The organism is Streptomyces sp. NPDC006384 (genome assembly GCF_042870695.1).
Lineage (GTDB): Bacteria > Actinomycetota > Actinomycetes > Streptomycetales > Streptomycetaceae > Streptomyces.
This window is the reverse complement of record NZ_JBIAHR010000001.1, coordinates 368,008-390,942: the sequence shown is the minus strand read 5'-3', so window position 1 is coordinate 390,942 and position 22,935 is coordinate 368,008. Positions and strand designations below refer to the sequence as shown.

The 22,935-nt window shown below is 74.0% G+C and carries 19 protein-coding genes and 1 pseudogene; 8 read left to right on the top strand and 12 right to left on the bottom strand.

Annotated elements, in window-relative coordinates; translation table 11 throughout:
• The first annotated feature begins 11 nt into the window (after positions 1-11).
• Together ACFYOJ_RS01725 and ACFYOJ_RS01720 are read left to right on the top strand one after the other, a co-directional pair.
• Positions 12-1,031 carry a Gfo/Idh/MocA family oxidoreductase gene (locus ACFYOJ_RS01725; RefSeq protein ID WP_356552460.1) on the top strand — a complete coding sequence of 340 codons (1,020 nt, stop codon included), beginning with the start codon at positions 12-14 and terminating at the stop codon, positions 1,029-1,031.
• A gap of 272 nt (positions 1,032-1,303) precedes the next feature.
• Complete coding sequence (locus tag ACFYOJ_RS01720; protein WP_356552458.1) at positions 1,304-2,626, top strand: SpoIIE family protein phosphatase; 1,323 nt, start codon at positions 1,304-1,306, stop codon at positions 2,624-2,626.
• A gap of 7 nt (positions 2,627-2,633) precedes the next feature.
• On the opposite strand, the gene ACFYOJ_RS01715 is transcribed toward ACFYOJ_RS01720, so the two are convergent.
• Positions 2,634-4,142 (bottom strand): hypothetical protein, encoded by a 1,509-nt coding sequence (locus ACFYOJ_RS01715; RefSeq protein ID WP_356552456.1) that lies wholly within the window; start codon positions 4,140-4,142, stop codon positions 2,634-2,636.
• A gap of 277 nt (positions 4,143-4,419) precedes the next feature.
• Here ACFYOJ_RS01715 and ACFYOJ_RS01710 point away from each other — a divergent pair, with 277 nt between their 5' ends.
• Complete coding sequence (locus ACFYOJ_RS01710) at positions 4,420-5,559, top strand: aminoglycoside phosphotransferase family protein (protein WP_356552454.1); 1,140 nt, start codon at positions 4,420-4,422, stop codon at positions 5,557-5,559.
• A 75-nt stretch (positions 5,560-5,634) separates the two neighbouring features.
• On the opposite strand, the gene ACFYOJ_RS01705 is transcribed toward ACFYOJ_RS01710, so the two are convergent.
• The 4 genes and pseudogenes from ACFYOJ_RS01705 to ACFYOJ_RS01690 form a co-directional block, all read right to left on the bottom strand.
• Positions 5,635-6,132, bottom strand: coding sequence for a hypothetical protein (locus ACFYOJ_RS01705; protein ID WP_356552453.1), 498 nt, complete (start codon positions 6,130-6,132; stop codon positions 5,635-5,637).
• A gap of 105 nt (positions 6,133-6,237) precedes the next feature.
• A complete protein-coding gene (locus ACFYOJ_RS01700; protein ID WP_356552452.1) occupies positions 6,238-7,140 on the bottom strand; it encodes a universal stress protein in 903 nt (300 codons plus the stop codon).
• A 160-nt stretch (positions 7,141-7,300) separates the two neighbouring features.
• Positions 7,301-7,543 carry a DUF397 domain-containing protein gene (locus ACFYOJ_RS01695; RefSeq protein ID WP_356552451.1) on the bottom strand — a complete coding sequence of 81 codons (243 nt, stop codon included), beginning with the start codon at positions 7,541-7,543 and terminating at the stop codon, positions 7,301-7,303.
• Between the two features lie 153 nt (positions 7,544-7,696).
• Positions 7,697-8,093: pseudogene (locus tag ACFYOJ_RS01690) on the bottom strand (acyl-CoA synthetase); the annotation flags it as partial.
• A 164-nt stretch (positions 8,094-8,257) separates the two neighbouring features.
• Between ACFYOJ_RS01690 and ACFYOJ_RS01685 the strand changes: the two are divergent.
• Both ACFYOJ_RS01685 and ACFYOJ_RS01680 read left to right on the top strand, forming a co-directional pair.
• A complete protein-coding gene (locus ACFYOJ_RS01685; RefSeq protein WP_356552450.1) occupies positions 8,258-10,681 on the top strand; it encodes a penicillin acylase family protein in 2,424 nt (807 codons plus the stop codon).
• 184 nt (positions 10,682-10,865) lie between these two features.
• Positions 10,866-12,641 carry a serine hydrolase gene (locus tag ACFYOJ_RS01680; protein WP_356552448.1) on the top strand — a complete coding sequence of 592 codons (1,776 nt, stop codon included), beginning with the start codon at positions 10,866-10,868 and terminating at the stop codon, positions 12,639-12,641.
• A 31-nt stretch (positions 12,642-12,672) separates the two neighbouring features.
• On the opposite strand, the gene ACFYOJ_RS01675 is transcribed toward ACFYOJ_RS01680, so the two are convergent.
• The 3 genes from ACFYOJ_RS01675 to ACFYOJ_RS01665 form a co-directional block, all read right to left on the bottom strand.
• On the bottom strand, positions 12,673-12,864 hold the full coding sequence (locus ACFYOJ_RS01675) for a DUF2795 domain-containing protein (RefSeq protein ID WP_356552447.1): 192 nt from the start codon (positions 12,862-12,864) through the stop codon (positions 12,673-12,675).
• A gap of 89 nt (positions 12,865-12,953) precedes the next feature.
• Positions 12,954-15,131: a tetratricopeptide repeat protein gene (locus ACFYOJ_RS01670; RefSeq protein WP_388596081.1), complete on the bottom strand. Its 2,178-nt coding sequence runs from the start codon at positions 15,129-15,131 to the stop codon at positions 12,954-12,956.
• A gap of 393 nt (positions 15,132-15,524) precedes the next feature.
• A complete protein-coding gene (locus ACFYOJ_RS01665; protein WP_356552443.1) occupies positions 15,525-15,902 on the bottom strand; it encodes a ferredoxin in 378 nt (125 codons plus the stop codon).
• 144 nt (positions 15,903-16,046) lie between these two features.
• Between ACFYOJ_RS01665 and ACFYOJ_RS01660 the strand changes: the two genes are divergently transcribed.
• From ACFYOJ_RS01660 to ACFYOJ_RS01650, 3 genes are all read left to right on the top strand, one after another.
• The gene (locus ACFYOJ_RS01660) at positions 16,047-16,451 is read left to right on the top strand and encodes a ChaB family protein (protein ID WP_356552441.1); all 405 of its coding nucleotides are present in this window, start codon (positions 16,047-16,049) and stop codon (positions 16,449-16,451) included.
• Positions 16,452-16,488: 37 nt separating this feature from the next.
• Positions 16,489-16,851: a DUF6479 family protein gene (locus tag ACFYOJ_RS01655; RefSeq protein ID WP_356552440.1), complete on the top strand. Its 363-nt coding sequence runs from the start codon at positions 16,489-16,491 to the stop codon at positions 16,849-16,851.
• A 101-nt stretch (positions 16,852-16,952) separates the two neighbouring features.
• Positions 16,953-18,563: a ubiquinol-cytochrome c reductase cytochrome b subunit gene (locus ACFYOJ_RS01650; RefSeq protein WP_356552438.1), complete on the top strand. Its 1,611-nt coding sequence runs from the start codon at positions 16,953-16,955 to the stop codon at positions 18,561-18,563.
• Here the strand turns inward: ACFYOJ_RS01650 and ACFYOJ_RS01645 are convergent.
• From ACFYOJ_RS01645 to ACFYOJ_RS01630, 4 genes are all read right to left on the bottom strand, one after another.
• A complete protein-coding gene (locus ACFYOJ_RS01645) occupies positions 18,494-18,949 on the bottom strand; it encodes a cytochrome c oxidase subunit 4 (RefSeq protein ID WP_356552437.1) in 456 nt (151 codons plus the stop codon). The two genes, ACFYOJ_RS01650 and ACFYOJ_RS01645, sit on opposite strands and share 70 nt — an antisense overlap.
• Entirely contained in the window at positions 18,946-20,667 is a 1,722-nt protein-coding gene (gene ctaD, locus ACFYOJ_RS01640; RefSeq protein WP_388596054.1) for a cytochrome c oxidase subunit I, read from the bottom strand. Before ctaD ends, ACFYOJ_RS01645 begins: the two co-directional genes overlap by 4 nt.
• A gap of 187 nt (positions 20,668-20,854) precedes the next feature.
• On the bottom strand, positions 20,855-21,433 hold the full coding sequence (locus ACFYOJ_RS01635) for a hypothetical protein (RefSeq protein ID WP_356552434.1): 579 nt from the start codon (positions 21,431-21,433) through the stop codon (positions 20,855-20,857).
• The gene (locus ACFYOJ_RS01630; RefSeq protein WP_356552582.1) at positions 21,430-22,926 is read right to left on the bottom strand and encodes a HAMP domain-containing sensor histidine kinase; all 1,497 of its coding nucleotides are present in this window, start codon (positions 22,924-22,926) and stop codon (positions 21,430-21,432) included. The genes ACFYOJ_RS01635 and ACFYOJ_RS01630 overlap by 4 nt, the downstream gene beginning before the upstream one ends.
• Positions 22,927-22,935: the final 9 nt, after the last annotated feature.

The window sequence follows — 22,935 nt, the reverse complement described above, 5'->3', positions numbered from 1 at the left end:
GCGGTCGGAGCGTGAGCGGACTTCTGGGTGTGGCGGTGCTGGGCGCGGGACACATGGGCGCCGATCACGTACGGCGTCTGGACCGGGTGGTGAGCGGCGCCAGGGTCGCGGCCGTCGCCGACCCCGACGCCGAGCGGGCGAAGGAGGCGGCGGACGGGATCGACGGGGTCGTGGTGCACACGGACGCCGAGGCCGCGCTCGACGCGCCGGGCGTCGAGGCCGTTCTGATCGCCTCGCCCGGCGAGGCGCACGAGGAGGCGTTGCTCGCCGCCTTCGCGCGGGGGCTGCCGGTGCTCTGCGAGAAGCCGATGGTGCCCGGTTCGGCGGGCGCGCTGCGTGTGGTGGAGGCGGAGGCGCGGCTGGGCAGGCGGCTGGCGCAGATCGGGTTCATGCGGCGGTACGACCCCGAGTACCGGCGGCTGAAGTCGCTGCTGGACAGCGGCCGGCTGGGACGTCCCCTGATGCTGCACTGCGTGCACCGCAACGTCTCCTCCCCGCCGCACTTCACCTCCGCGATGCTCATCGACAGCTCCGTCTCGCACGAGATCGACGCGGCCCGCTGGCTGCTGGGCCAGGAACCGGCCGCGGTGACGGTGCTGCGGCCGCGGCCGTCGTCCGGGGCGCCCGAGGGGCTGCTCGACCCGCAGTTCGTGCTCTTCGAGACCGACCGGGGCGCGCTGGTCGACGTGGAGGTCTTCGTCAACTGCGGTTTCGGCTACGAGGTCCGCTGCGAGGCCGTCTGCGAGGCGGGCAGTGCCCGGATCGGCGAGGCGCGCTCCATGACGGTCACGGCGGCGGGCGCCGCCCGGGAGGAGGTGCCGCAGGACTACCTCGTGCGCTTCGCGGAGGCCTACGACCGCGAGGTGCAGGCATGGGTCGACGCCACCCGGCGGGGGCGGGTCACCGGCGCGAGCGCCTGGGACGGGTACGCCGCCTCCGTGGTCGCGGAGGCCGGCGTCCGGGCCCTGGAGACGGGTGCGCGGACCGCCGTCGTGCAGGCCCCCCGCCCGGCCCTCTACGACCCGTCCTAGAACAGGGGTGCGACGAACGCCCGGGCGACGACGGGCAGGGGTGCCGGGAGCCCTCAAGTCGCGTAGCTCTCCTACGACTTGACCGTTCACCCGCTTACGCCGTTCGGGTGCCGGAGTCGCTCGGGGAAGACTGTGGCATATGCCGGAAGCACCACCGTATCGTGTGTCGCCGAATCCCTTACGGGGCGTCGCGGGCTGTGCCACAGTCGTAACGGTCCTTCCGCCACCCCCTGGTTCGTATCGGCCGTACCGTCTGCACATCGGAGTGCGTCATGTCGTCCCCCCTCTCCGCGGACCACCCCGCCGCCCCGCCGCCCGCACGCGGTTCGGTCGAGTCGCTGATAACGCAGGCCCGGCGGCTCAGGGGTGACGTGGACGCCGTCCGGCGGGACAGCGGGCACGACGCGGCGGACCCGCGGGGGCGCTGGCAGCGCGCGCTGTACGACCTGGCGCTGCACCAGCTCAGCGATCTCGACGAGCACCTGGCCCAGCTGCGGGACGGCCCGGAGCCCGCCCCGCGGGCCGGATCGCTGCTCAGCCGGGTCGGCAGCGCCGAGTGGAATCTGCTGACCGACGAGGCCGAATGGTCCGGGGAACTCTTCCGGATCCTCGGTCTCGACCCTGCCACCGCCCCCCTCAGCCTCGACGAACTGCCGTCCCTGGTACTCGCCGGGGACCGGCCGAAGCTGACCGCGATGGTCACCGGCTGTCTCGTCGACGGCCGGCCCATCGACGGGGAGTTCCGCGTCGTGCGCCCCGACGGGGGCGTACGGACGGTGCACATGATGGGCGAGCCCGTGCTCGACGCCGACGGCAGCACCGCCTCGATGTGGGCGGTGCTGCGGGACGTCAGCGAACTGCGCCGCTGCCGGAGGGCGGTGAGCGAGACCCGTGACTCGCTCCACCGCCCCCCACCGGGCGCGGACACCGGGCAACGGGCCTCCACGGAACCGCGGGAGGGCGTGCCGCCCCGGCACGCCCTCCTGCGGTTCCCGGAGCGGGGCCGGTCCGGCCTGGACCTCGCCGCCGCGCACCTGCCGCCGGCCGGCGCCCCCGAGGGGACCGGCTGGTACGACGTGTGCGCCCTCGGCGACGACGGGACGCTGCTCGCCGCCGGCGACCTCGACGGCCCCGCACCCGAAGGGACGGGGAGCACGGAGCTGCTGACCGGTGCCCTGCGCGGACTGGCGGCGGCGGGCACGCCTCCCGGCCTGCTGCCCGCACTGCTGGCCCGCTCACTGCGGGACACCGCCCTGCCGCCCCTCGCCGGCACCCTGTGCTGCGGCTACCGCCCCGGCACCCGCACCCTGGAGTGGACGCGCACCGGGCGCCCCGTCCCGCTGCTGTTCCGCGACGGCACGGGGCACGCGCTGGACGGACGGACGACCGAGGAGACCCTCGAGAGCGGTGACCTCGTGCTCCTGCACACCGGCGGACTCGGGCCGGCGGCCGTGCACCGCCTCCTCGCCCTGGCCCCCCGGCTGACCGGGGAACGCCCGGTACAGGAGTGCCTGCGCATCGTGATGGAGGAGATGGGCGAACCGCCGCACCGGGAGGACACCTGCGTACTGGTGGCCCGGGTGACGACGCAGTAGGGCGTCGCTACGCCGGTGCGGTGGCGCCGCCCTTCCCCCCGCCCTTGGCCGGCTTGCCCTTGGGCAGCGCGAGTTCGATCTCCTCCCGCAGCTCCTGGATCTTCGGGTACCCGGCGTACTCGGCGGTGAGCCGGTACATCTGCCGCAGCCGGTCCCAGGTCCGCCGGGAGGAGTTGGAACCCATCGACACCAGGGCGAGACGCGCGTAACGGTCGGCCTGCTCCGGGTCGTCGGCGAGGAAACAGGCCGAGGCCATCGACAGATAGTCGAAGATCTTCGACCGCTGCCGGCCGTCGACCCTGAGGGCCAGGGCCTTCTCCGCGTAGTACTGCGCGTGCGCGGCGGCACCCGGCTCGAACTCGGCGAGCGTCCGGTAGGCCAGGGCCTGCATGCCGTACAGATCCTCCTCCTTGAAGGTCTGCATCCAGTCCGGCGGCGGGACGTCGGCCTTGTCGGAGACGAAGAGGTCCTCGGCGCGTCCCAGGGTGCGGCGCATCGCCTGGCCCTTGCCCATGGACGCCTGCGCCCAGGCCTCGATGGTGTACAGCATGGCCTTGGTGCGCGGCATCACCTGCTCGCCGGAGCCGGACTGGGCGAGCTTCATCAGATCCAGTGCCTCGTCGGGCCGGCCCAGGTGCACCATCTGCCGGGCCGCCCGGGAGAGCGCCTCGCCGGCCCGGGGCCGGTCGCCGCCCTCGCGCGCGGCGTGCGCGGCGATGACGAAGTACTTCTGCGCCGTGGGTTCCAGGCCCACGTCGTGCGACATCCAGCCCGCGAGGACGGCGAGGTTGGCCGCGACGCCCCACAGGCGCCGCTGGAGGTGGGGCGGGTGACGGTAGGCGAGCATGCCGCCCACCTCGTTGAGCTGGCCCACCACGGCCTTGCGCTGGAGCCCGCCGCCACGGGCGGCGTCCCAGGCGCGGAACACCTCCACCGAGCGCTCCAGTTCCTCGATCTCCTGGGACCCGACGGGTGCGGCCTCGTAACGGTCGAACCCGGCGGGGTCGGCGTGCAGGGAGTCGGTGGCGTGGGATGCGTCGGCAGCCAGAACAGGGTCGGTGTGCAGCCAGTCGTGCATGGCGCTGCTGAGTGCGGAGCCCGCGGCGAGCGCGGCGCCCGCGCCCACCAAGCCGCGTCGGTTGAGCATGAGGTCCATTCCCGTGAATTCGGTGAGGACCGCCGCGGTCCGCTCGGGCGCCCACGGCACTCCGTCGGGATGTTCCTCACTCCCGCCGCGCTGCCGTTTCCCCGCACGCCCGTGCCTGACCAGACCGAGGTCCTCGATGGTCACGACACGGCCGAGACGCTCGGTGAACAGGGCCGCCAGCACCCGCGGCACCGGATCGCGCGGGATCTCTCCCATGTCGATCCACCGCCGCACCCGCGAGGTGTCGGTCGCCAGCTGGGGGTGGCCCATGGCCGCCGCCTGCCGGTTGACCAGCCTCGCGAGTTCGCCCTTGGACCAGCCGGCGAGGCCGAACAGGTCCGCGAGACGGGTGTTGGGTTCTCTGCTCACGTCAAGCCCCCAGGTTCTCGGCTGAGTTGACAGTAGCTCCGTGCGGGTTGCCGGGCGACTATTCGCCACCGTTCGCCAGGGTGCGCCAGATGGTGTGCCACGGGCGGCCGGGTGTCAGGTAGGAAAGCGCCATCCCGACCCGGTCGCCGCGGGGTACTCCCCAGGGTGCCCCGGCGGCCGGGGCGGGTGGTGCGACGGCTTTCGGAGGGCGCGCCCGTTCCGGCGGGCGACGCCCCCCAGTCAGGCACAACAGGCACACGAAGGGATCTGTTCGCCCATGTACGCAGCATCGTCCTCCGTGTCCGCCCCCCAGCGATCGCTCCACCCCCGCCCGGCGGCGGGCGGCGGCCCCTACCTCGCCCCCGCGCGTCCGGCGGTCCCGGTGCCCGGGACGGGCAGGGTGCGGCGCGGCGCGGGAGCCGGCACACAACCGCTCAGCGGCAGGATCGACCTGTCCGGCGCCCAGGGCACCCAGCTGCGCACGGCGATCGCCGCCGTGCACCGGATCTGCCCGGAGTTCGCTCCCGTGCAGGTGCTGCGCCGCAGCGGGCGTTCCGTCCTCCTGGTCGGCACGACCGGACGCGCCACGGCGGTCGCCAAGTGTTTACTGGACCACTCCCCCGCCTGGTCGGAGCGGGTCCGGCACGAGATAGGGGCATACCGCTCGTTCGTCCGGCACCGCCCGCCGGTGCGGGTGCCGAGGCTGATCGCTGCGGACCCGGACAACGGCACCCTGGTGATCGAGCGGATGGCGGGACGGCCCGCGGCGCTGCAGCGGCACCCGGTGGAGGCGCCGCCGCGGGCGGACATCAGGGCGGTGCTCGGCGCGGTCTGCCGGCTCAACGCCTGGCGCCCGCCGGCCGGCACCTTCGACGCCCCGCTGGACTACGCGGCCCGGATCTCCCGCTACCACGAGCTCGGGCTGCTCACCGACCGGGACCTGGACGACCTGCAGAAGCTGCTGCACGGCATCGCCCTCGCGGCCGGGCGTCAGGGCATGGGCCAGTTCTGCCACGGCGACGCGCTGCTGTCCAACATGCTGATGTCACCGGCCGGTCCGGTGCTGGTGGACTGGGAGCACGCGGGCTGGTATCTGCCGGGCTACGACCTGGCGACGCTCTGGTCGGTGCTCGGTGACGCCCCGGAGGCACGCCGGCAGATCAGTCAGATCGCCCAGGCTCAGGGGCCCGCGGCGCGCGACGCGTTCCTGGTGAACCTGATGCTCGTGCTGACCCGGGAGATCCGTACCTACGAGACGGCCGTGCAGCGGTCGATGCACGAGGCGCCGTCGGTCCCGGCGGCGGTCCCCCCGGGTGCCGTGCCGTCCGGCGAGGAGCAGCGGCTGCTGCTGCGACGGCTGCACGACGACTGCCAGATGGCCCGGCGGGCCGTGCGCGCGGCGGTCGGCACGCGCTGACGAGGACGTGGACTCCGCGGTGTGCCCTCGAGGGCCGCACCGCGGATTTCGTGTGTCCGGGAGGCGTCCGCCGGGTCAGCCCTGCTGGAAGAGTTCCGCCGGGAGCGGCTTCAGCAGGGCGTACAGGTCGTCGGTGATGGGGCGGTCCCAGGCGGCGATGGTCACCAGGACGCCGTCGCTGCGGTCGAACTGCACGCAGGAGATCCGGCTCTCGGAGAGCTTGAGACGGCGCACGATCAGCAGGTTGTCACCCTGCATCACGGGGACGTCCTCGGTGCCGACGACGGTGATCTCCTCGTCGTTCTCCAGGGCGAGCAGCAGCTGTCCCACCTCGAAGGGGACCTCGCCCTCGGGGACCTCGCGGGCCGGGGAGCCCTCGGGGAGATTACCGATGATCATCGCGGGGCCGCGGCCGCCGAACAGGTCGTAGCGCAGGAAGACGCCCTGGCAGCTGCCGTCGGGTGCGGGCAGCAGACCGGCGCCGAGATTCCCGGGCCAGTCGCCCGGGTCCATGGCCAGTACGTCGAAGTCGGGCCCGGCGGGCGTGGCACTGCGGCGGCGGAGGAACGACATGCCGCCATGGTACGTGGCCTGGGCCCTCGAACGGCGTGCGGGCGGGCGGCCCGTTCGCGCGGTACCGGCCCCGGCGCGTCCCGGTGTCCGGCGGGCCGGACGTGCTCACGTCTCCGGTGGGGCGGGCGGCACCACCGCGACCGGGGACGCCGCGTGCAGGAGGACGGCGTGGGTGACCGAGCCCAGCATGCGGGCGGGTGCCAGCAGGCGCCGGCGGTGGCGGCCGACGACGACCAGTTCGGCGTCCCGCGAGGCGGCGACGAGGTGTCCCGCGGCGTCGCCGTCCATGACGTGCGTGTCGGCGCGGACCTCGGGGTGGCGGCTCCGCCAGGGGGCGAGGAAGCCGTCGGCCAGGGCCCGCGTCTCGCTCTCCACGGAAACCTCGTCGATCACCTGGGGCACCGTCTGGCCGGCGGCGGCCCAGGTCCGCACCGGCCACGGGTGGGCGGCGATCACCTGGAGGCGGGCGCCGCGCCGCGCGGCCTCGGTGAAGGCGAAGGACAGCACGCCGTCGTCGGGGCTGTCCACGTGCAGGCCGACGACCACCCGCGGGCCGGGTCCGGCCGGCGGCTCCCCGTGCACCTCGCGGCCGGGGCGGGGCACGACGACGACGGGGCACTCGGCGTCGCGGGCGGCGGCCAGCCCGTTGGAGCCGAGCAGCAGGCTCGTGAAGCCGCCGCGTCCCCGGGAACCGAGCACCAGCAGCTGGGCGTCGGCGCCCAGCTCCGGCAGCACGGCGCCCGGTACGCCCTCGACGGTGAGGTACTCCGTCTCCGGCGCGTCGGCGCGTTCCCGCAGGCGGGCGCGGGCCTCCTCGATCGCCGGGTCCTCGCCGGTGTCCGCCGGCCCCGCGACCAGCACGTCGGCCTGGGCCCAGACGGCGTACTGCCGCACGTGCGCCACCCGCAGCGGCGCCCCGCGTGCGCGGGCCGCGTCGGCGGCCCAGTCCAGGGCGCGCAGGCCGTCCTGCGAACCGTCGACCGCGGCGATGACCGGCAGGGTGCTCATGGGTTCCTCACCTTTGGAAGTACGACCTCCCCCTGGGGCGTCAGCCTCGCTCAGGCGTCGTGCCCGAGGGGGCGCTCATGGCCGTGTGTCCGGAGAAACGGGCGGAACACCCCCGGTTCGGCCGGACGGGACCGCCTCGGCGGGTCCGGCCTCCGGCGGGTCAGGTGAGGTCGAACTCCCCTTCCCGTGCCCCCGACACGAACGCGCCCCACTCCGCGGGGGTGAAGATGAGGGAGGGACTCTCCGGGCTGCCACTGTTGCGCATGGCGATGAATCCCTCGACGAAGGCGATCTGGACATCCCCCAGTCCCCGGCTGCTGGACTGCCACTGCGCGTTGCTGAGATCCAGCTCCGGCTTGTGCCAGCCCGTGAGCGGGCGCTGGTGGGTGGTGCTCTCGGCCACGTCCGTGCTCCTCCCGGTTGCGTCGTCCGCGGGCCAGCCTAGCGACCGGGCCAGGCCGCCGACAGGCCACGCGGCGACCCCCTTCCGGGAGCCCGGCGCCGCCCTCCGGGCATGCCCGCCGGTCCCCGGGGCCGCCCCGGCCGCTCAGCCGCGTCAGGTGCCGGTGAAGCGGTCGCGCAGTTCGCGCTTGAGGATCTTTCCGCCGGCGTTGCGGGGCAGGGCGTCCACGAACAGGACGCGCTCGGGGGCCTTGAAGGCGGGCAGCCTCTCGCGGGCGTGGGCGATCAGTCCGTCCTCGGTGACCTCGCCGCGGCGGACGACGACCGCCGTGACGGCCTCGGCGGAAGGCGGCCTCGGTCCCCTCCGGCCTGTCCCAGCAGCCCTCGCACAACTGCGGGGAGCGGTAGGCGACTTCGCCGGGGATGCCGTCGGGGACGTCCTTGCCGTCCTCGTCGACCACGCGCGCCTCGACGAACAGGACGGGCACGGGCATGACCGACGCGCCGTAGTAGGCCTTGCGCAGGCCGTCGAGGTCGCGGGTGGCGAAGTCGGCGGGTTGACAAGGCCGGTCCTCGGCCGGGGCGCGGGGCCGGTCGAGGGGCCGGTCAAGACGTGTGCGGGCGACATCCCGGCTCCTCCTGTCATGCCACTGACACGAGCACATACCGGCTGGTACGCTCTGCCGCTCCTTCCCCGAAGACGCCGGGAGGCACCATGCGCATCCGCCCGGGACGACTCGTCGTCACGGCCCTCGCCCTGCTCACCGCGGCGACCGCCCTGCCCGCGGCCGCCGCGGGCGGACGCCCGGGCGACGGGCCCGGACACCCGTCCCACGGCGGCCTGTCCGCCGTCGTCCGGTACACCGAGTACGGCATTCCGCACATCGTCGCGAAGGACTACGCGAACCTCGGCTTCGGCACCGGCTGGGCGCAGGCCGCCGACCAGGTCTGCACCCTGGCCGACGGCTTCGTGACCGTGCGCGGCGAACGCTCCCGCTTCTTCGGCCCGGACGCGGCGCCCGACCACTCCCTCTCCTCCGCCGCCACGAACCTCTCCAGCGACCTGTACTTCTCCGGGGTGCGCCGGGCGGGCACGGTGGAGAGGCTGCTCGCCCAGCCGGCGCCGCGCGGCCCCAGCCGGGACGCGAAGGAACTGATGCGGGGCTTCGCCGCGGGCTACAACGCCTGGCTGGCACAGAACCGGATCACCGACCCGGCGTGCCGGGACGCCGCCTGGGTGCGGCCGGTGACCACGCTGGACGTGGCCGCACGCGGCTTCGCCCTCGCCGTGCTCGGCGGACAGGGCAGGGCGGTGGACGGCATCACGGCCGCCCGGCCGCCGTCCGCACCGGCCGGGACCGGCACCGCGCAGGGCCCCGACGCCGAGGCGGCCGCCCGCGCCGCCCGGGAGCTCTTCGCCGCCGGCGACGCCGACATGGGCTCCAACGCGGTCGCCTTCGGCGGCACCACCACGGCGAACGGCCGCGGGCTGCTGCTCGGCAATCCGCACTACCCGTGGCAGGGCGGGCGCCGCTTCTGGCAGTCCCAGCAGACGATCCCCGGACGGCTGAACGTCGCCGGTGCCTCGCTGCTCGGCTCGTCGACCGTGTCCATCGGGCACAACGCGCACGTCGCCTGGAGCCACACCGTCGCCACGGGCGTCACCCTCAATCTGCACCAGCTGACGCTGGACCCGGCCGACCCGACGGCCTACCTGGTGGACGGCAGGCGCGAGCGGATGACGCAACGGTCCGTCACCGTCGCCGTGAAGAACGGCGCGCCGGTGACGCGGACGCAGTGGTGGACCCGGTACGGGCCGGTGGTGACCTCGCTCGGCGCCTCGCTGCCCCTGCCGTGGACGGCGACGACCGCGTACGCGCTGAACGACCCGAACGCCGCCAACCTGCGCGGCTCCGACACCGCTCTCGGGTTCGGCCGGGCCCGCGGCACGGACGACGTCCTGGACTCCCTGCGGCGCACGCAGGGGCTGCCGTGGGTGAACACGATCGCCGCCGACTCGCGCGGCCGCACCCTGTTCACCCAGTCCCAGGTGCTCCCCCGCATCACCGACGACCTGGCCGCGCGCTGCTCCACGCCGCTCGGCAGGGTGACGTACCCGTCCTCCGGGCTGGCGGTGCTGGACGGCTCGCGCGGCGACTGCGCGCCGGGCCGGGACCGGGACGCGGTCCAGCCGGGGATCTTCGGTCCGTCGAGCATGCCCACGCTGAAGGACGCGCCGTACGCGGAGAACTCCAACGACAGCGCCTGGCTGGCCAACGCGGACCGGCCGCTGACCGGTTACGAGCGGGTCTTCGGCACGGTCGGCACCCAGCGGTCGATGCGCACGCGGGGTGCGATCGAGGACGTGGCGGCGATGGCGGACCGGGGCGGTCTGACCGTGGCGGACCTGCAGCGGCAGCAGTTCGCCGACCGGGCGCCCGCCGGCGGCCTGGCCGCGGCCGACGCCGCGAGGGCCTGTGCCGCCCTGCCCGGTTCCTCCGCGACGGGCAGCGACGGCCGGGCCGTGGACGTGCGGGAGGCCTGCGACGTGCTCGCCGGCTGGGACCGCACCATGGACACCGGCAGCCGGGGAGCGCTGCTCTTCGACCGGTTCTGGCGGGCGCTCACCAGGACGGTGCCGGCGGGAGAGCTGTGGAAGGTGCCGTTCTCACCGGCGGACCCGGTCCGCACCCCGCACACGCTGAACACCGGGGCGAAGGGTTTCGCCACCGCCCTCGCGGACGCGGTCGGCGAGCTGCGGGCCGCGGGCATCCCGCTCGACGCGCCGCTCGGGAAGCACCAGTTCGTCGTCCGCGGCAGCGCCCGTATCCCGGTCGGCGGCGGCACCGAGTCGCTGGGCGTCTGGAACAAGATCGAGCCCGTCTGGGACCCGGCGCACGGCGGCTACACCGAGGTGACCACCGGCTCCAGCTACATCCAGGCCGTCGGCTGGGACGGCGGACCGTGCCCGGTGGCCCGTACGCTGCTGACCTACTCCCAGTCCTCCGACCCCGCCTCGCCGCACCACGCGGACCAGACCCGGCTGTTCTCCGGGGAGAGGTGGGTGACGTCCCGCTTCTGCGAGCGGGACGTCCTGGCGTCGCCCGCGCTGCGGATCGTCCGGGTGAGCCAGCGCTGAGCGGCACCGTCCCGCGGCCCGTCCGGTGGCACTCCGGGCGGGCCGCGGGACGTCGCTCCCGTGTCCACGGCCCGTCGCGGGTCCCGCACGCCCCATTGACACGGCCTGCCGCTGACAGGAAAGTTTCACTCCGCACGGCGGTCCGGGAAAGATATTTTCAGCGTCGGTGGCGGGAGGGTCTTCCATGGCCGGTCAGGGGATGAACGGATTCACCCGGCGGCGACTGGGCGCGGGAGTGCTCGCGCTGGGCGGCGCGCTGGCGATCGCGCCGTTCGCGGCCGGTCCCGCCGAGGCCGCCGCGGACAGGGCCGCCCGCCCGACCCTGAGACGCGGCTCGGCCGAACGCGCCGGACTGCTGCCCGGGCATCTGCGGCAACTGGTCGCCGACGCCGAGGCGTTCCTCGGCCCGTCCCCGAAGCACCCGTGGTACGCGGGCGCCGTGCTGCTCGCCGGGCGCGGGGGCACGGTGGTGCTGCACGAGCCGATCGGCATGGCGGTGCGCTACCGGGCGTACGACGAGAAGACCGACACCGGTGTCGAGTTCCCGGCCGGGGAGCAGATCCCGATGGCCGAGGACACGGTGTTCGACCTCGCGTCGATCTCCAAGCTGTTCACCTCGCTGCTCGCCGTGCAGCAGATCGAGCGGGGCGCGCTGGAGCTGGAGGCGCCGGTCGCCTCCTACCTGCCGGACTTCGGGCGGGCGGGCAAGCAGGGGGTGACGGTCCGGCAGCTGCTGACGCACACCTCCGGGTTCCGGGCGTGGATCCCGCTGTACAGCGTGCCGACGTACGAGGAGAAGGTCCGGCTGGTCTTCGACGAGGCGCCGGTCAGCCCGCCCGGCAGCGCCTATCTCTACTCGGACCTGAACATGATCTCGCTCCAGCTGGTGCTGGAGAAGGTCACGGGCCGGGCGCTGGACGTGCTGCTGCGCGAGGAGATCACCGCCCCGCTGGGCCTGCGCCGCACCCGCTACAACCCGCCCGCCTCCTGGCGGCCGAAGATCGCGGCCACGGAGGACGCCCGCCGGCCCTGGTCCGGCCTGGACCGGGGGCTGGTGTGGGGCGAGGTGCACGACGAGAACGCCTTCAGCCTGGGCGGCGTCGCCGGTCACGCGGGGGTGTTCTCCTGCGCGTGGGACCTCGCGGTGCTGGGCCGTACGCTCCTCAACGGCGGTTCCTACGGGCGGGCGCGGATCCTGCGGCCGGAGTCGGTGGAGCTGATGTTCACCGACTTCAACACCGCCTTCCCCGGCGACGAGCACGGCCTCGGCTTCGAGCTCTACCAGCACTGGTACATGGGCGCCATGGCCACCCCGCGCACCGCGGGGCACACCGGTTTCACCGGCACCTCCCTGGTGCTCGACCCGACGACCGACTCGTTCCTGGTGATGCTGGGCAACTCCGTGCATCCGGTGCGCGGCTGGCGGTCGGGGTCGGCTCCCCGGGTGGCGGCCGCCACGAATCTGGCGCGGGCGGTGCCCGTCCGCCCGGCGCACGGGCGTACCGCCTGGTTCTCGGGGACCGCGGGTTCCGCGTCGGCCACGCTGACGCTGCCGGCGCTGGACACGTCCGCCGGGGGCGCGCGGCTGCGCTGTGCGCTGTGGTGGGACACCGAGCCCGGATCGGACCCGCTGGTCCTGGAGGCCACCGCGGACGGCGGCGCCACCTGGCGGCCCGTCCCGTTCACGACCTCGCGCCGCGGGGCACGGGCGCAGGCGCATCCGGCGGGCTCGGTCAGCGGCTGGTCGGGCCGCGTGTGGCACCGGCTGACGGCGGACCTGCCGGCCGCGCGCGGGCTCGTCCTGCGCTGGCGGTACACCACCGACCGGCTGTACGTGGGCCGCGGGGCCTACGTCGACGGACTGCGGGCCGAAACGGCCGGCGGCGTCCTGTTCGACGAGGCGCGCCCGGCGGACGCGGCGCGGATCGAGGCGGTGGGCTGGACGCCGTCGGCCGACTAGAGCGGGTGCGGCCGGGCCCCGGACGGGGCCGCTAGCCGTTGAACACGGCCTTCTGCACCTCGTTCGGTCCGTCGAAGGTGTTCTCCTTCAGACCGTCGAGGCGGCTCACGACCTTGTCGTCGGCCTTGTTCTCGCGGGCGCGGTCGACGAGCGCCTTCTTGTCCGCCGGGTAGTCCACTCCGCTGAGGGCCTTCTGCAGGTCGATGGGGCTGAGGTCCGCCATGGCAGGCTCCTTGTCGTCGCGCGTACGGAATGTCCGTCATGTCGCGGTACCCCGTCCGTCCGCGCGCATGCGCCGTCGTTCCCGGGCGGTCAGGGGGCGACGGCCCGCCGGAGCACGGACACGCTGCGGTGCAGCTCCACCGCCTCCGGGCCGCGGCCGAGACGCTCCAGGCAGTGCGCCTCGTCGGCTCGGCCGGCGAGGGTGTCGGGATGGTCGGGGCCGAGGACCCGCTCGCGGGCGGCGGTGACCACGCGGTACTCGGCCAGAGCGGCCGACCAGCGGCCCAGCCAGCCCAGGCACACGGCGACCTCGCGGCGGCTGACCAGGGTGTCGGGGTGGTCGGCGCCGAGGACCCGCTCGCGGACCGCGCACACCTCGCGGGAGACGGCGAGCGCCTCCTCCCAGCGGCCGAGGCGGCCCAGGTTGACGCCCATGCCGTGCCGGGCCCGCAGGGTCTCGGGGTGCTCGGGGCCCTGGACGCGGGAGCGGTCCGCGACCAGCTCGCCGTACAGGGCCAGCGCCTCGGCGCTGCGGCCGAGGCGGCCCAGGCAGATGCCGGTCTCGTAGCGGGCGGCGAAGGTGTCGGGGTGGTCGGGGCCGAGGACACGGGCGCGGGCCTCGGCCACGTCCCGGTACGCCCCGAGCGCCTCCTGCCAGCGGCCGAGGCGGCCCAGCTCGTAGGCCACCTCGTAGCGGGTGACCAGGGTGTCGGGGTGGTCGGGGCCGAGGACGCGTGCACGGTCCTCGGCGACCTCGCGGGCCATGCGGTGGGCGTCCGCGGCGCGGCCGAGCCGGCCCAGGGTGAAGGCCAGGTTGTGACGGCAGCGCAGGGTGTCGGGATGACCGGCGCCCATGGTGCGTTCCCGGGCGGCGAGGACGGCCGTGTAGACCCGGTGCGCGTCGGCGTACCGGCCCAGCCTGCCCAGGACGTACGCCATCTCCTGCCGGGTGGCGAGGGTGTCGGGGTGGTCGGCGCCCAGCGCCCGGATCCGGGCCTCGGCCACTTTCTTGTACACGCGCAGGGCGTCCGCGGCGTGGCCGGTGCGGCTGAGGGCGAAGGCGAGTTCGTAGTGGGCGGCGAGGGTGTCGGGGTGGTCGGGGCCGAGGAGGTGTTCGCGTTCGCCGGCCACCGCGCGGTGCAGTTCCGCGGCCTCGGTCCAGTGGCCGAGGCGGCCGAGACGCAGCGCCGCCTCGTGCCGTCCGGCCGGCGCGGTCAGCGCCTCCGTCTCCGCCTCCCTCTCCGTGTCCGACGGCGCCGCCGGGGCGGCCTGTCCCCCGGTGTGCGGTGCCGTCGCCCCGTCGTCGGCGGACGGCCCGGCGGCGGGGCCGGGCGGCGAGGGGCGCGGCCCGGTGCCGGCCGCCCCGGGGCCGGTGTCCGTGTCCCGGCTCCAGGACGGCGGGGCCGTTCTCCCGCCGCCGACCGGTTCGGGCGCCCGCGCGGCCGCCGGGGACACCGCCAGGACCGGCACGTGCACCGGCGCCGCGCGGCCCGCGGCGAGCCGGCGGCCCAGGACGCGGGCGTCGGCGGGGCGCCGCGCGGGATCCTTGGCCAGCAGGTCCAGGATGATCCGCTCCAGGTGGGCGGGCAGGCCGGGGCGGTGCCGGCTCGGCGGCTCGGGTGCGGTGTCGCGGTGGCCGGCGAGGACGGCCCAGGCGTCGTCCAGGTCGAAGGGCGGGACGCCGGTGGCGATCTCGTAGAGCACACAGCCCAGCGAGTACAGGTCGCTGCGCCGGTCCACCTCGTCGCCGCCGATCTGTTCGGGGGACATGTAGTGGGGGGTGCCCAGGGCGATGCCGGTGCCGGTCAGGCGGCTGGTGAAGCCGACGTCGTGGCCGAGCCGGGCGATGCCGAAGTCGCAGATCTTCACGGTGCCGTCGGTCAGCCGCACGATGTTCGCCGGCTTCAGGTCGCGGTGCACGATGCCCTGTTCGTGGGTGTAGGCGAGGGCGGAGGCGACCTGTTCGGCGATGTCCTGGACGTCGGGGACCGGCAGCGGGTGGTGTCTGTTGTCCTCCAGGAGCCGGCTGAGGTCACGCCCTTCGAGCAGCTCCATCACGAGGAAGAGCACCCCGTCGCTCTCGCCGAAGTCGTGCACGACGGTCACCCCGCGGTGCTGGAGCGCGGCGGCCACCCGGGCCTCGCGCCGGAACCGCTCCCGCAGCACGCAGGTGAAGGACCGGTCGTGCTGTGTCCCCAGCGGCTTGAGGCACTTCACCGCGACGTGCCGGCCCAGCGACTCGTCCCGGGCCCGCCAGACCTCCCCCATGCCCCCGCGCCCTATCCGGTCGAGCAACCGGTACCGGCCCTGGATCAGCGCACTGTCCCCCGTCACCACGCCCACCCCCGTGAGTCTGTCCGCACCGCCCTCCCCTGGCCGGTCCAGTATGGCGGCTTATGGCCCGGATCTGTACGGTGCGTGCCCGGCGTCCGGACCCGTCGGTCGAAGGGTGTTTGGGCGAGGGTGCGGGGCGCGGACGTGCGCGGATCGCGGAGGGCGGGCCGCCGGAGCACGCGGTCCGCGGGGCACGGCGGCGGGGTACGGGGCCGCCTCGCCGTACTTCCCGTGGCCGCGCGGGCGCAGCGGCGGGTACGCCGGATGCTGCAGTCGCCGCCCCGCCGGAACGCGTGCCGGGACCGGGACGGTCCGGGGAGGAATTCCTCAGCGCAGCGTGGTGAGGAACTCGTCGCAGGCCCGGGCGCAGGCGCGGCACGTCTCGGCGTCGCCCTCGGCGCCCTGCTGCCCGTCGAAGACGTGCGCGGTCTCCAGGCACACCTGCCGGCACCACTCCACCTGGACGCGGATCGCGTTCTCGTCCACCTGGTTCTGCTCGGACAGCACCCGGCAGGTGGCGTCGCACACCTCCGCGCACATGATGCCCTTGCGCCGTACGAGTTCCTGGTGTTCCGTCCCGTCCGGATCCACGAGGCTCGCCCGCAGCGCGCACGCCCGCGCGCACTCGCTGCACGCCTGTGCACACGCGAAGCGGTCCTCGAGGAAGCGGAACAGTTCCTGCTGTGAGGTCTTCGTCGATGTCACACCGCGCGGGTTGCCGCCACGGCCGGCGCCAAACCCCGCACAGGCCCGTGTTCCCAAGGGGTGCGGCCGTTTTCTCCGGCGTGCCGACGGGCACCCGGTACGTCTCGCGGAGCGAGGACGCGACGACACGCGGAGGTGCACGACATGCCGGGACGTCAGGAACTGCCGTCGACCCTGGAGCGTTCCCCCGAGGAGGCGCAGCACACCTGGATCAGGGCCCACGACTCGGCCGTCGAGGAGTACGGCGAGGGCGAACGCGCCCACCGGGTGGCGTACGGGGCGCTCAAGCACACCTACGAGAAGGTCGGCGACCACTGGGAGCGCAAGGAGGGCGGCCGCAAGGGTCCTTCCGACCCGCGGTCGGCGCGGCCGCGGCAGCAGGGCGGACGCAGCGGCGAGGGCGTCGACGAGCAGGCGTCCAAGGAACACCTCTACGGCGTCGCCAAGCACCTCGGCGTGGCCGGGCGGTCACGGATGACCAAGGCGGAGCTGCTCTCCGCGATCCGGAAGGCCAACCGTTCGCGGACGCGAGCGGCCCGCTCGGGCTGAACAGGTTGGTCACGCGCGCCGGGGGTACCCGCGCTCCATGACTAGCGCATGGATGAACATGGCCGCGAGCTCCGGCACCGCCGGCACCGTCTGGCTGGTGGTGGCGGCCTTCGCCGTCGTGGTGGTGCTGATCGGCGCGTTCGCCTGGGGGAGCCGCCTCAGGCGCAAGGAGTCGCCGCCGCCGCTCCCGGAGGAGCAGCCGCGCATGCCGGACGGCGGGCCGGTCCGTGAGGTCCGCGAGAACCGGGAGCCCGAGGAGATGCCGCGGGGCGACGACCGGACGCTGCCGCACGAACTGCGGCACCAGGGCAGCCGTACCGCTCCCGGCCAGGAGCGGCCGCGCTGGGGCGAGGGCACCAGCGGTTCGTTCGGCGGTGGCGGTCCGGGCGGCGGACGCTGACCCCGTCGGCCGCCGCATCCGGCGGACCGTTCGGTGACCATGCGTGATCCCCGGTGACGCGGAGGTAGTTTCCGGCAGCGGCGCCGGGGAACCCATGGCGCGTGCTGTTGAAGAGGAGAAGGGCCCGCGCCGCCGCGCGGGCCCGTGACGCGGCCGGACGCGCCGTCGACCGGGCCGACGCGCGGCTGCCCGTGTACGAGGGCGGAGGGCTGCTGCGCAAGGCCTTCCCGGAGCACTGGTCGTTCCTGCTCGGCGAGATCGCCCTCTACAGCTTCGCCGTGCTGCTGCTGACCGGCGTGTGGCTGACCCTGTTCTTCCACCCGTCGATGACGCAGGTCGTCTACGACGGCTCCTACCGGCCGCTGTCCGGGGTGCGCATGTCGGAGGCGTACCGCTCGACGCTGGACATCGGTTTCGAACTGCGCGGCGGGCTGCTGATCCGGCAGATGCACCACTGGGCGGCCCTGGTGTTCCTGTCGGCCATCGGGGTGCATCTGCTGCGGGTCTTCTTCACGGGCGCGTTCCGCCGCCCCCGCGAGGTCAACTGGCTGATCGGTGTCACCCTGTTCGCACTGGCGCTCGCCGAGGGCTTCGCCGGCTACTCGCTCCCCGACGACCTGCTGTCCGGTACGGGGCTGCGCATCGCGCAGGGCGTCATGCTGTCCCTGCCGGTGGTGGGCACGTACATCGGCATGTTCGTGTTCGGCGGCGAGTATCCCGGCCACGACATCGTCCCCCGGCTGTACTCGGTGCACGTCCTGCTGCTGCCGGGGCTGCTGCTGGCGCTCGTCACGGCCCATCTGATCCTGGTCTTCCATCTGAAGCACACCCAGTGGGCGGGGCCTGGCCGCACCGGGCGCAACGTCGTCGGCAAGCCGATGTTCCCGCAGTTCGCGGCGGGCTCGGCGGGGCTGTTCCTCATGGTGTCCGGGCTCCTGTCGGTGCTCGCCGCGGTGGCGCAGATCAACCCGGTGTGGGTGTACGGCCCCTATCGGCCCGACGTCGTCTCGACGGGCTCGCAGCCGGACTGGTACGTCGGCTTCCTGGAGGGCTCGCTGCGCCTGATGCCGCCCTTCGAGACGACGGTCGCCGGGCACACCCTGATGTGGAACGTGCTGGTGCCGGCGGTGCTGCTGCCGCTCCTGCTCTTCGCCGTGCTGTACGCCTACCCGTTCTTCGAGCGGTGGGTGACGGGCGACCACGGGGAACACCATCTGTGCGACCGGCCCCGGGACAGGCCGGTACGGACCGGTCTCGGCGTCGCCGCGATCGTCTTCTACGCGGTGCTGCTCCTCGCGGGCGGCAACGACGTCCTCGCCCACACCTTCGACGTCTCGCTGAACCTGCTGACGTGGGTGTTCCGGGTCTGTCTGGTGGTGCTGCCGCCGGTGGCGTTCATGGTGACCAAGCGGGTCTGCCTGGCGCTGCGGGAGTCGGAGCGCGCGCGTCTGGCCGAGGGCGAGGAGACGGGCGAGCTGCGGCAGACCCTCGCGGGAGGCTACACCGAGAGCCATGAGCCGCTGAGCCCCGGCAAGCGGTACGTGCTGCGGTCGGGGAAGGAGCCCGAGCCGCTCGCGCGGACGGCGCCCGGTGAGGAGGCGCCGCGCGTCGGGCGGCTGCGGGCGACGCTGAGCCAGTGGTACTACGGCGACCGGGTCGACGCCGGCGAGGAGGCGGAGCCGGAGCCGTCCTCGGGCGGACTGGAGCGCTGAACGCCCCGGTCCGCGTACTGGAGGACCAGGCCGCCGACTCCGAGGGCGAGGACGCCGAAGCCGATCAGGGCGAGCCACAGGCCCCACACGACGCCGAGCGCGATCACCAGGGCGCCCAGCGCGGTCGTGATCGGCCAGGGGCTGTGCGGCGGGAAGAAGTCCAGCGGGCCGGCGGCGTCGGCGACCTCGGCGTCGTCGCGGTCCTGTGCCCGGAAGCCGCGTTTGTGGTGCTGGACGCGCAGGAAGAACGCGACGAGCGAGGCCATCAGGAAGGCGACGGTCAGGGCGGCGGTGCCGGCGGGCTCGGCCGACCACCAGCCGTACAGGACGGCGGTGGCGGCGAAGAAGGCGGCCACACCGGTGAACAGACGGGCTTCGGTCCTCACTGCACGTGCCTCTGGTCGTGTCGGGTGATGTCGGGGTGGTGCAGGTCGAACGCCGGGGACTCGGAGCGCACCCGGGGCAGCGACGTGAAGTTGTGGCGCGGCGGCGGGCAGGAGGTCGCCCATTCGAGGGAGCGGCCCCAGCCCCAGGGGTCGTCGTGCTCCACGCGGGTGCCGTACCGGCGGGTGCGCCACACGTTGTAGAGGAAGGGCAGCGTGGACAGGCCCAGCAGGAAGGCGCCGACGGAGCTGACGGTGTTGAGGACCGTGAAGCCGTCGGCGGCCAGGTAGTCGGCGTAGCGGCGGGGCATGCCCTGTTCGCCGAGCCAGTGCTGGACGAGGAACGTGGTCTGGAAGCCGGTGAAGAGCGTCCAGAAGTGGATCTTCCCGAGGCGTTCGTCGAGGAGCCTGCCGGTGAACTTGGGCCACCAGAAGTAGAAACCGGCGAACATCGCGAACACGACCGTGCCGAACAGCACGTAGTGCAGGTGGGCGACGATGAAGTACGAGTCCGTCAGGTGGAAGTCCAGCGGCGGCGAGGCGATGAGGACGCCGCTCATGCCGCCGAGCAGGAAGGTCACCAGGAAGCCGAGCGACCACAGCATGGGCGTCTCGAAGGACAGCGAGCCGTGGATCATGGTGCCGATCCAGTTGAAGAACTTCACTCCCGTCGGCACCGCGATGAGGAACGACATCACCGAGAAGAACGGCAGCAGCACGGCCCCGGTGGCGAACATGTGGTGGGCCCACACCACGGCGGAGAGCATGGTGATGGCGATGGTGGCGCCGATCAGGCTGACGTAGCCGAAGATCGGTTTGCGGCTGAAGACCGGGATGATCTCGGAGACGATGCCGAAGAACGGCAGCGCGACGATGTACACCTCGGGATGCCCGAAGAACCAGAACAGGTGCTGCCACAGCAGTGCCCCGCCGTTGGCGGCGTCGAAGACGTGCGCGCCGAACTTCCGGTCGGCCTCCAGCGCGCACAGAGCGGCCGTGAGCACGGGGAAGGCGGGCAGCACCAGGATCGACGTGAACAGCACGTTCCAGGTGAAGATCGGCATCCGGAACATGGTCATGCCGGGTGCGCGCAGGCACAGGATGGTGGTGATGAAGTTGACCGCGCTGAGCGTGGTCGACACGCCGCTCACCACCAGCCCCATGGTCCACAGGTCGCCGCCCGCCCCCGGGCTGAACGTCGCGCTGTTCAGCGGCGCGTAGGCGAACCAGCCGAAGGAGGCCGCCCCCGACGGGGTCAGGAAGCCGGAGACCACCATCAGGCCGCCGAACAGGTACAGCCAGTAGGACAGCGCGTTGAGCCGGGGGAAGGCCATGTCCGGGGCGCCGATCTGCAGCGGCATGACCGCGTTGGCGAAACCGGCGAACAGGGGCGTCGCGAACAGCAGCATCATGATGGTGCCGTGCACGGTGAAGAGCTGGTTGTACTGCTCGGCGGAGAGCAGCTGCAGCCCGGGACGGGCGAGTTCGCCGCGCATCAGCAGGGCGAGGACGCCGCCGAGGAGGAAGAAGCCGAACGCCGTCGTCATGTAGAGATTGCCGATCACCTTGTGATCGGTCGTCGTCGTCCACCGCACCAGTGCCCGCCCGAGCGTGCGGTCCGTGTGCCGCCGCGCCGGTGTCCGGCGCGGCGGCCCGGTCGTCTCGTCCACCGCCATGCGGCGGAGGGTACCCAGGGGCCCGGGTACCAGGCGTACGGCCACGCCGCGGCGGTGTCAGGTGTCGTGCCGCTCGCCGGCGCGGAACACCTCCTCGGTGTGTTCGCCCAGCTCGGGCGGGGCGAGCCGGTACTGCGCCGGGGTGGCCCCGAGGCGGACGGGGTGGGCCACCTGGCGGGCACTCAGGCGGCGGGGTGGTACGGCCGCTTCGGCACCGGTGGCGCCGGAGGGGTCAGGGCACGGCGGCGGGGCGGCCGTCCGGCATGTCCGGGCAGTCCTCGCTGGACCGGCCGGCCAGCCGGCCGCCGGGCTGCTCCACGGTCACCTGCGCGCTTCCCAGTTCCGGGTCCTGGCGCAGCCGGGCGCCGGCGACCGTGCAGGCCAGCTGGTCGACGGCCGTGTCGCTCAGCGGGGCGGCGGCCGGGGGCAGCTCGACGGTGACCGTCGCCCCGTCGGTCCGTACGGTGGGCGCGGCGCCGGCGGGCGGCAGCTCGGTCGTCAGTCCCCTCGCCCGCTCCCCGGCGTCCGGGCCCCGGAACAGCAGCATCACCGTGCTGCCGAGTTCCGCCCCGCCGGGCGGTGTGCGGGGGACGGCGACCAGGGAACCGCCGGAGACGAAGTACAGCGGGACCGTGACGGCCGGCGCGGGCCGGGTCCGTCCGGGTGCCGGGGCGGTGTCCGGCGCCTCGAGGACGCCGGTGGCGGGTTCGCCGGCCTCGACGACCCCGGTCGCGGGGATGTCGCAGGCGGACAGGGCGAGGGCCGCGGTCAGCAGGACCGGCAGGGCCGGCAGTGTGCGCCGGACGTTCATGGCCGGCTCTCCTTCGCCGGGTTCCGTTTTCCGTCCGCCGCGCCGTCCCGGCGCAGGGGGAGGACGACCGTGAAGACGGCGCCGCCCTCCGGGCGGTTGGCCGCCCGGACGGTGCCGCCGTGCAGGCGGACGTTCTCCGCGGTGATGGCCAGTCCGAGCCCGCTGCCCTCGCTCCGGACCCGGGCGGTGTCCGATTTGTAGAAGCGGTCGAAGACGTGCGGCAGGACGCTGCCGGGGATGCCGTCCCCGCTGTCGCGGACCTCGACGACCGCCTGCCGGCCCGCTTCGGGGTCGTTGTGCTCGTGGAGGCGCAGGTGCACGGGGGGACGGCCGTGGCGGAGGGCGTTCGCGACGAGGTTGGCGACGACGACGTCGAGGCGGCGCGGGTCGACGCGGCCGCGCAGCGTGCCGGGTTCCGGCAGGGCGGTCTCCACGGCGCCGGTCCAGCCACGGGTGGCGAGGGTGCGCCGTACGGACTCGGCGAGGTCGATGTCGTCCAGGTGGAGGGCGGCCGCGCCGGCGTCGAACCGGGAGATCTCCATCAGGTCGTCCACCAGGGCGGCCAGTTTGGTGGTCTCCTCGCTGATGAGGCGTACGGCCGTCGCGGTGTCGTCGTCCAGGCCGGCGGCGTCCTCGTCCAGGACGTCGGTGACCGCCGTCATCGCCGCCAGCGGGGTGCGCAGCTCGTGCGAGACGTCCGCGGCGAAGCGCCGGGCCCCGGCCTCCATGCGCCGCAGTTCCGCGACCGAGTTCTCCAGTGCCTCGGCGGTCTCGTTGAAGGTGCGGGAGAGTTCGGCGAGTTCGTCGGTGCCCCGCACGGCGAGCCGGGTGTCGAGCCGGCCCTCGGCGATGCTGCGGGTCGCCCGGCGCAGTTCCCTGACCGGCCGCAGCACCCCGCGCGCGGCCAGCAGGGCGAGGAGGACGGCCAGGACGAGGGCGGGCACGGTGGCGCGTTCGACGGCGCTGACCAGGGCTTCGACGTATCCCTGTTCCTCGTCCTGGGGGACCGTGAGGTAGACCTCCAGTCCGGAGGCGGGTTCGGCGGTGGCGTACGGGCCGGCGAAGGTGACGGGCGTGCCGACGACGAGGGCGGGCCGGCCGTCGCTCGTGACGCGCTGGAAGACCGTGACGCGGCGCGAGCGCACGGACTCGCGCATCCGCGGGGTGAGTTCGCCGAAGGCGTCGCCGGGGCCGGAGGTCGCGCTCGTTCCCCGGTAGGCGGCCAGCACCCGCCAGTTCTGGGACCGTCCGCCGCGCGCCACGTCGGCGGCGAACGACTCCAGGTCCGCCCGGTCGGGCGGGAAGCGGTAGTTGGGCACCAGGGTGTCGACCCGGTCCCGGAAGTCCTCGATCACCGTGTCCTGGCTCTGCTGGAGGATGCCGGTGCGTGCCTCGCGGAAGGTCAGCGCGCCCGTGGTCACCGTGGCCGTGGCGGCGACGAAGGCGAAGGCCACCACCAGCCGTACGCGCAGTCCGCCCAGTGCGCGCGGCAGCCTCACCGT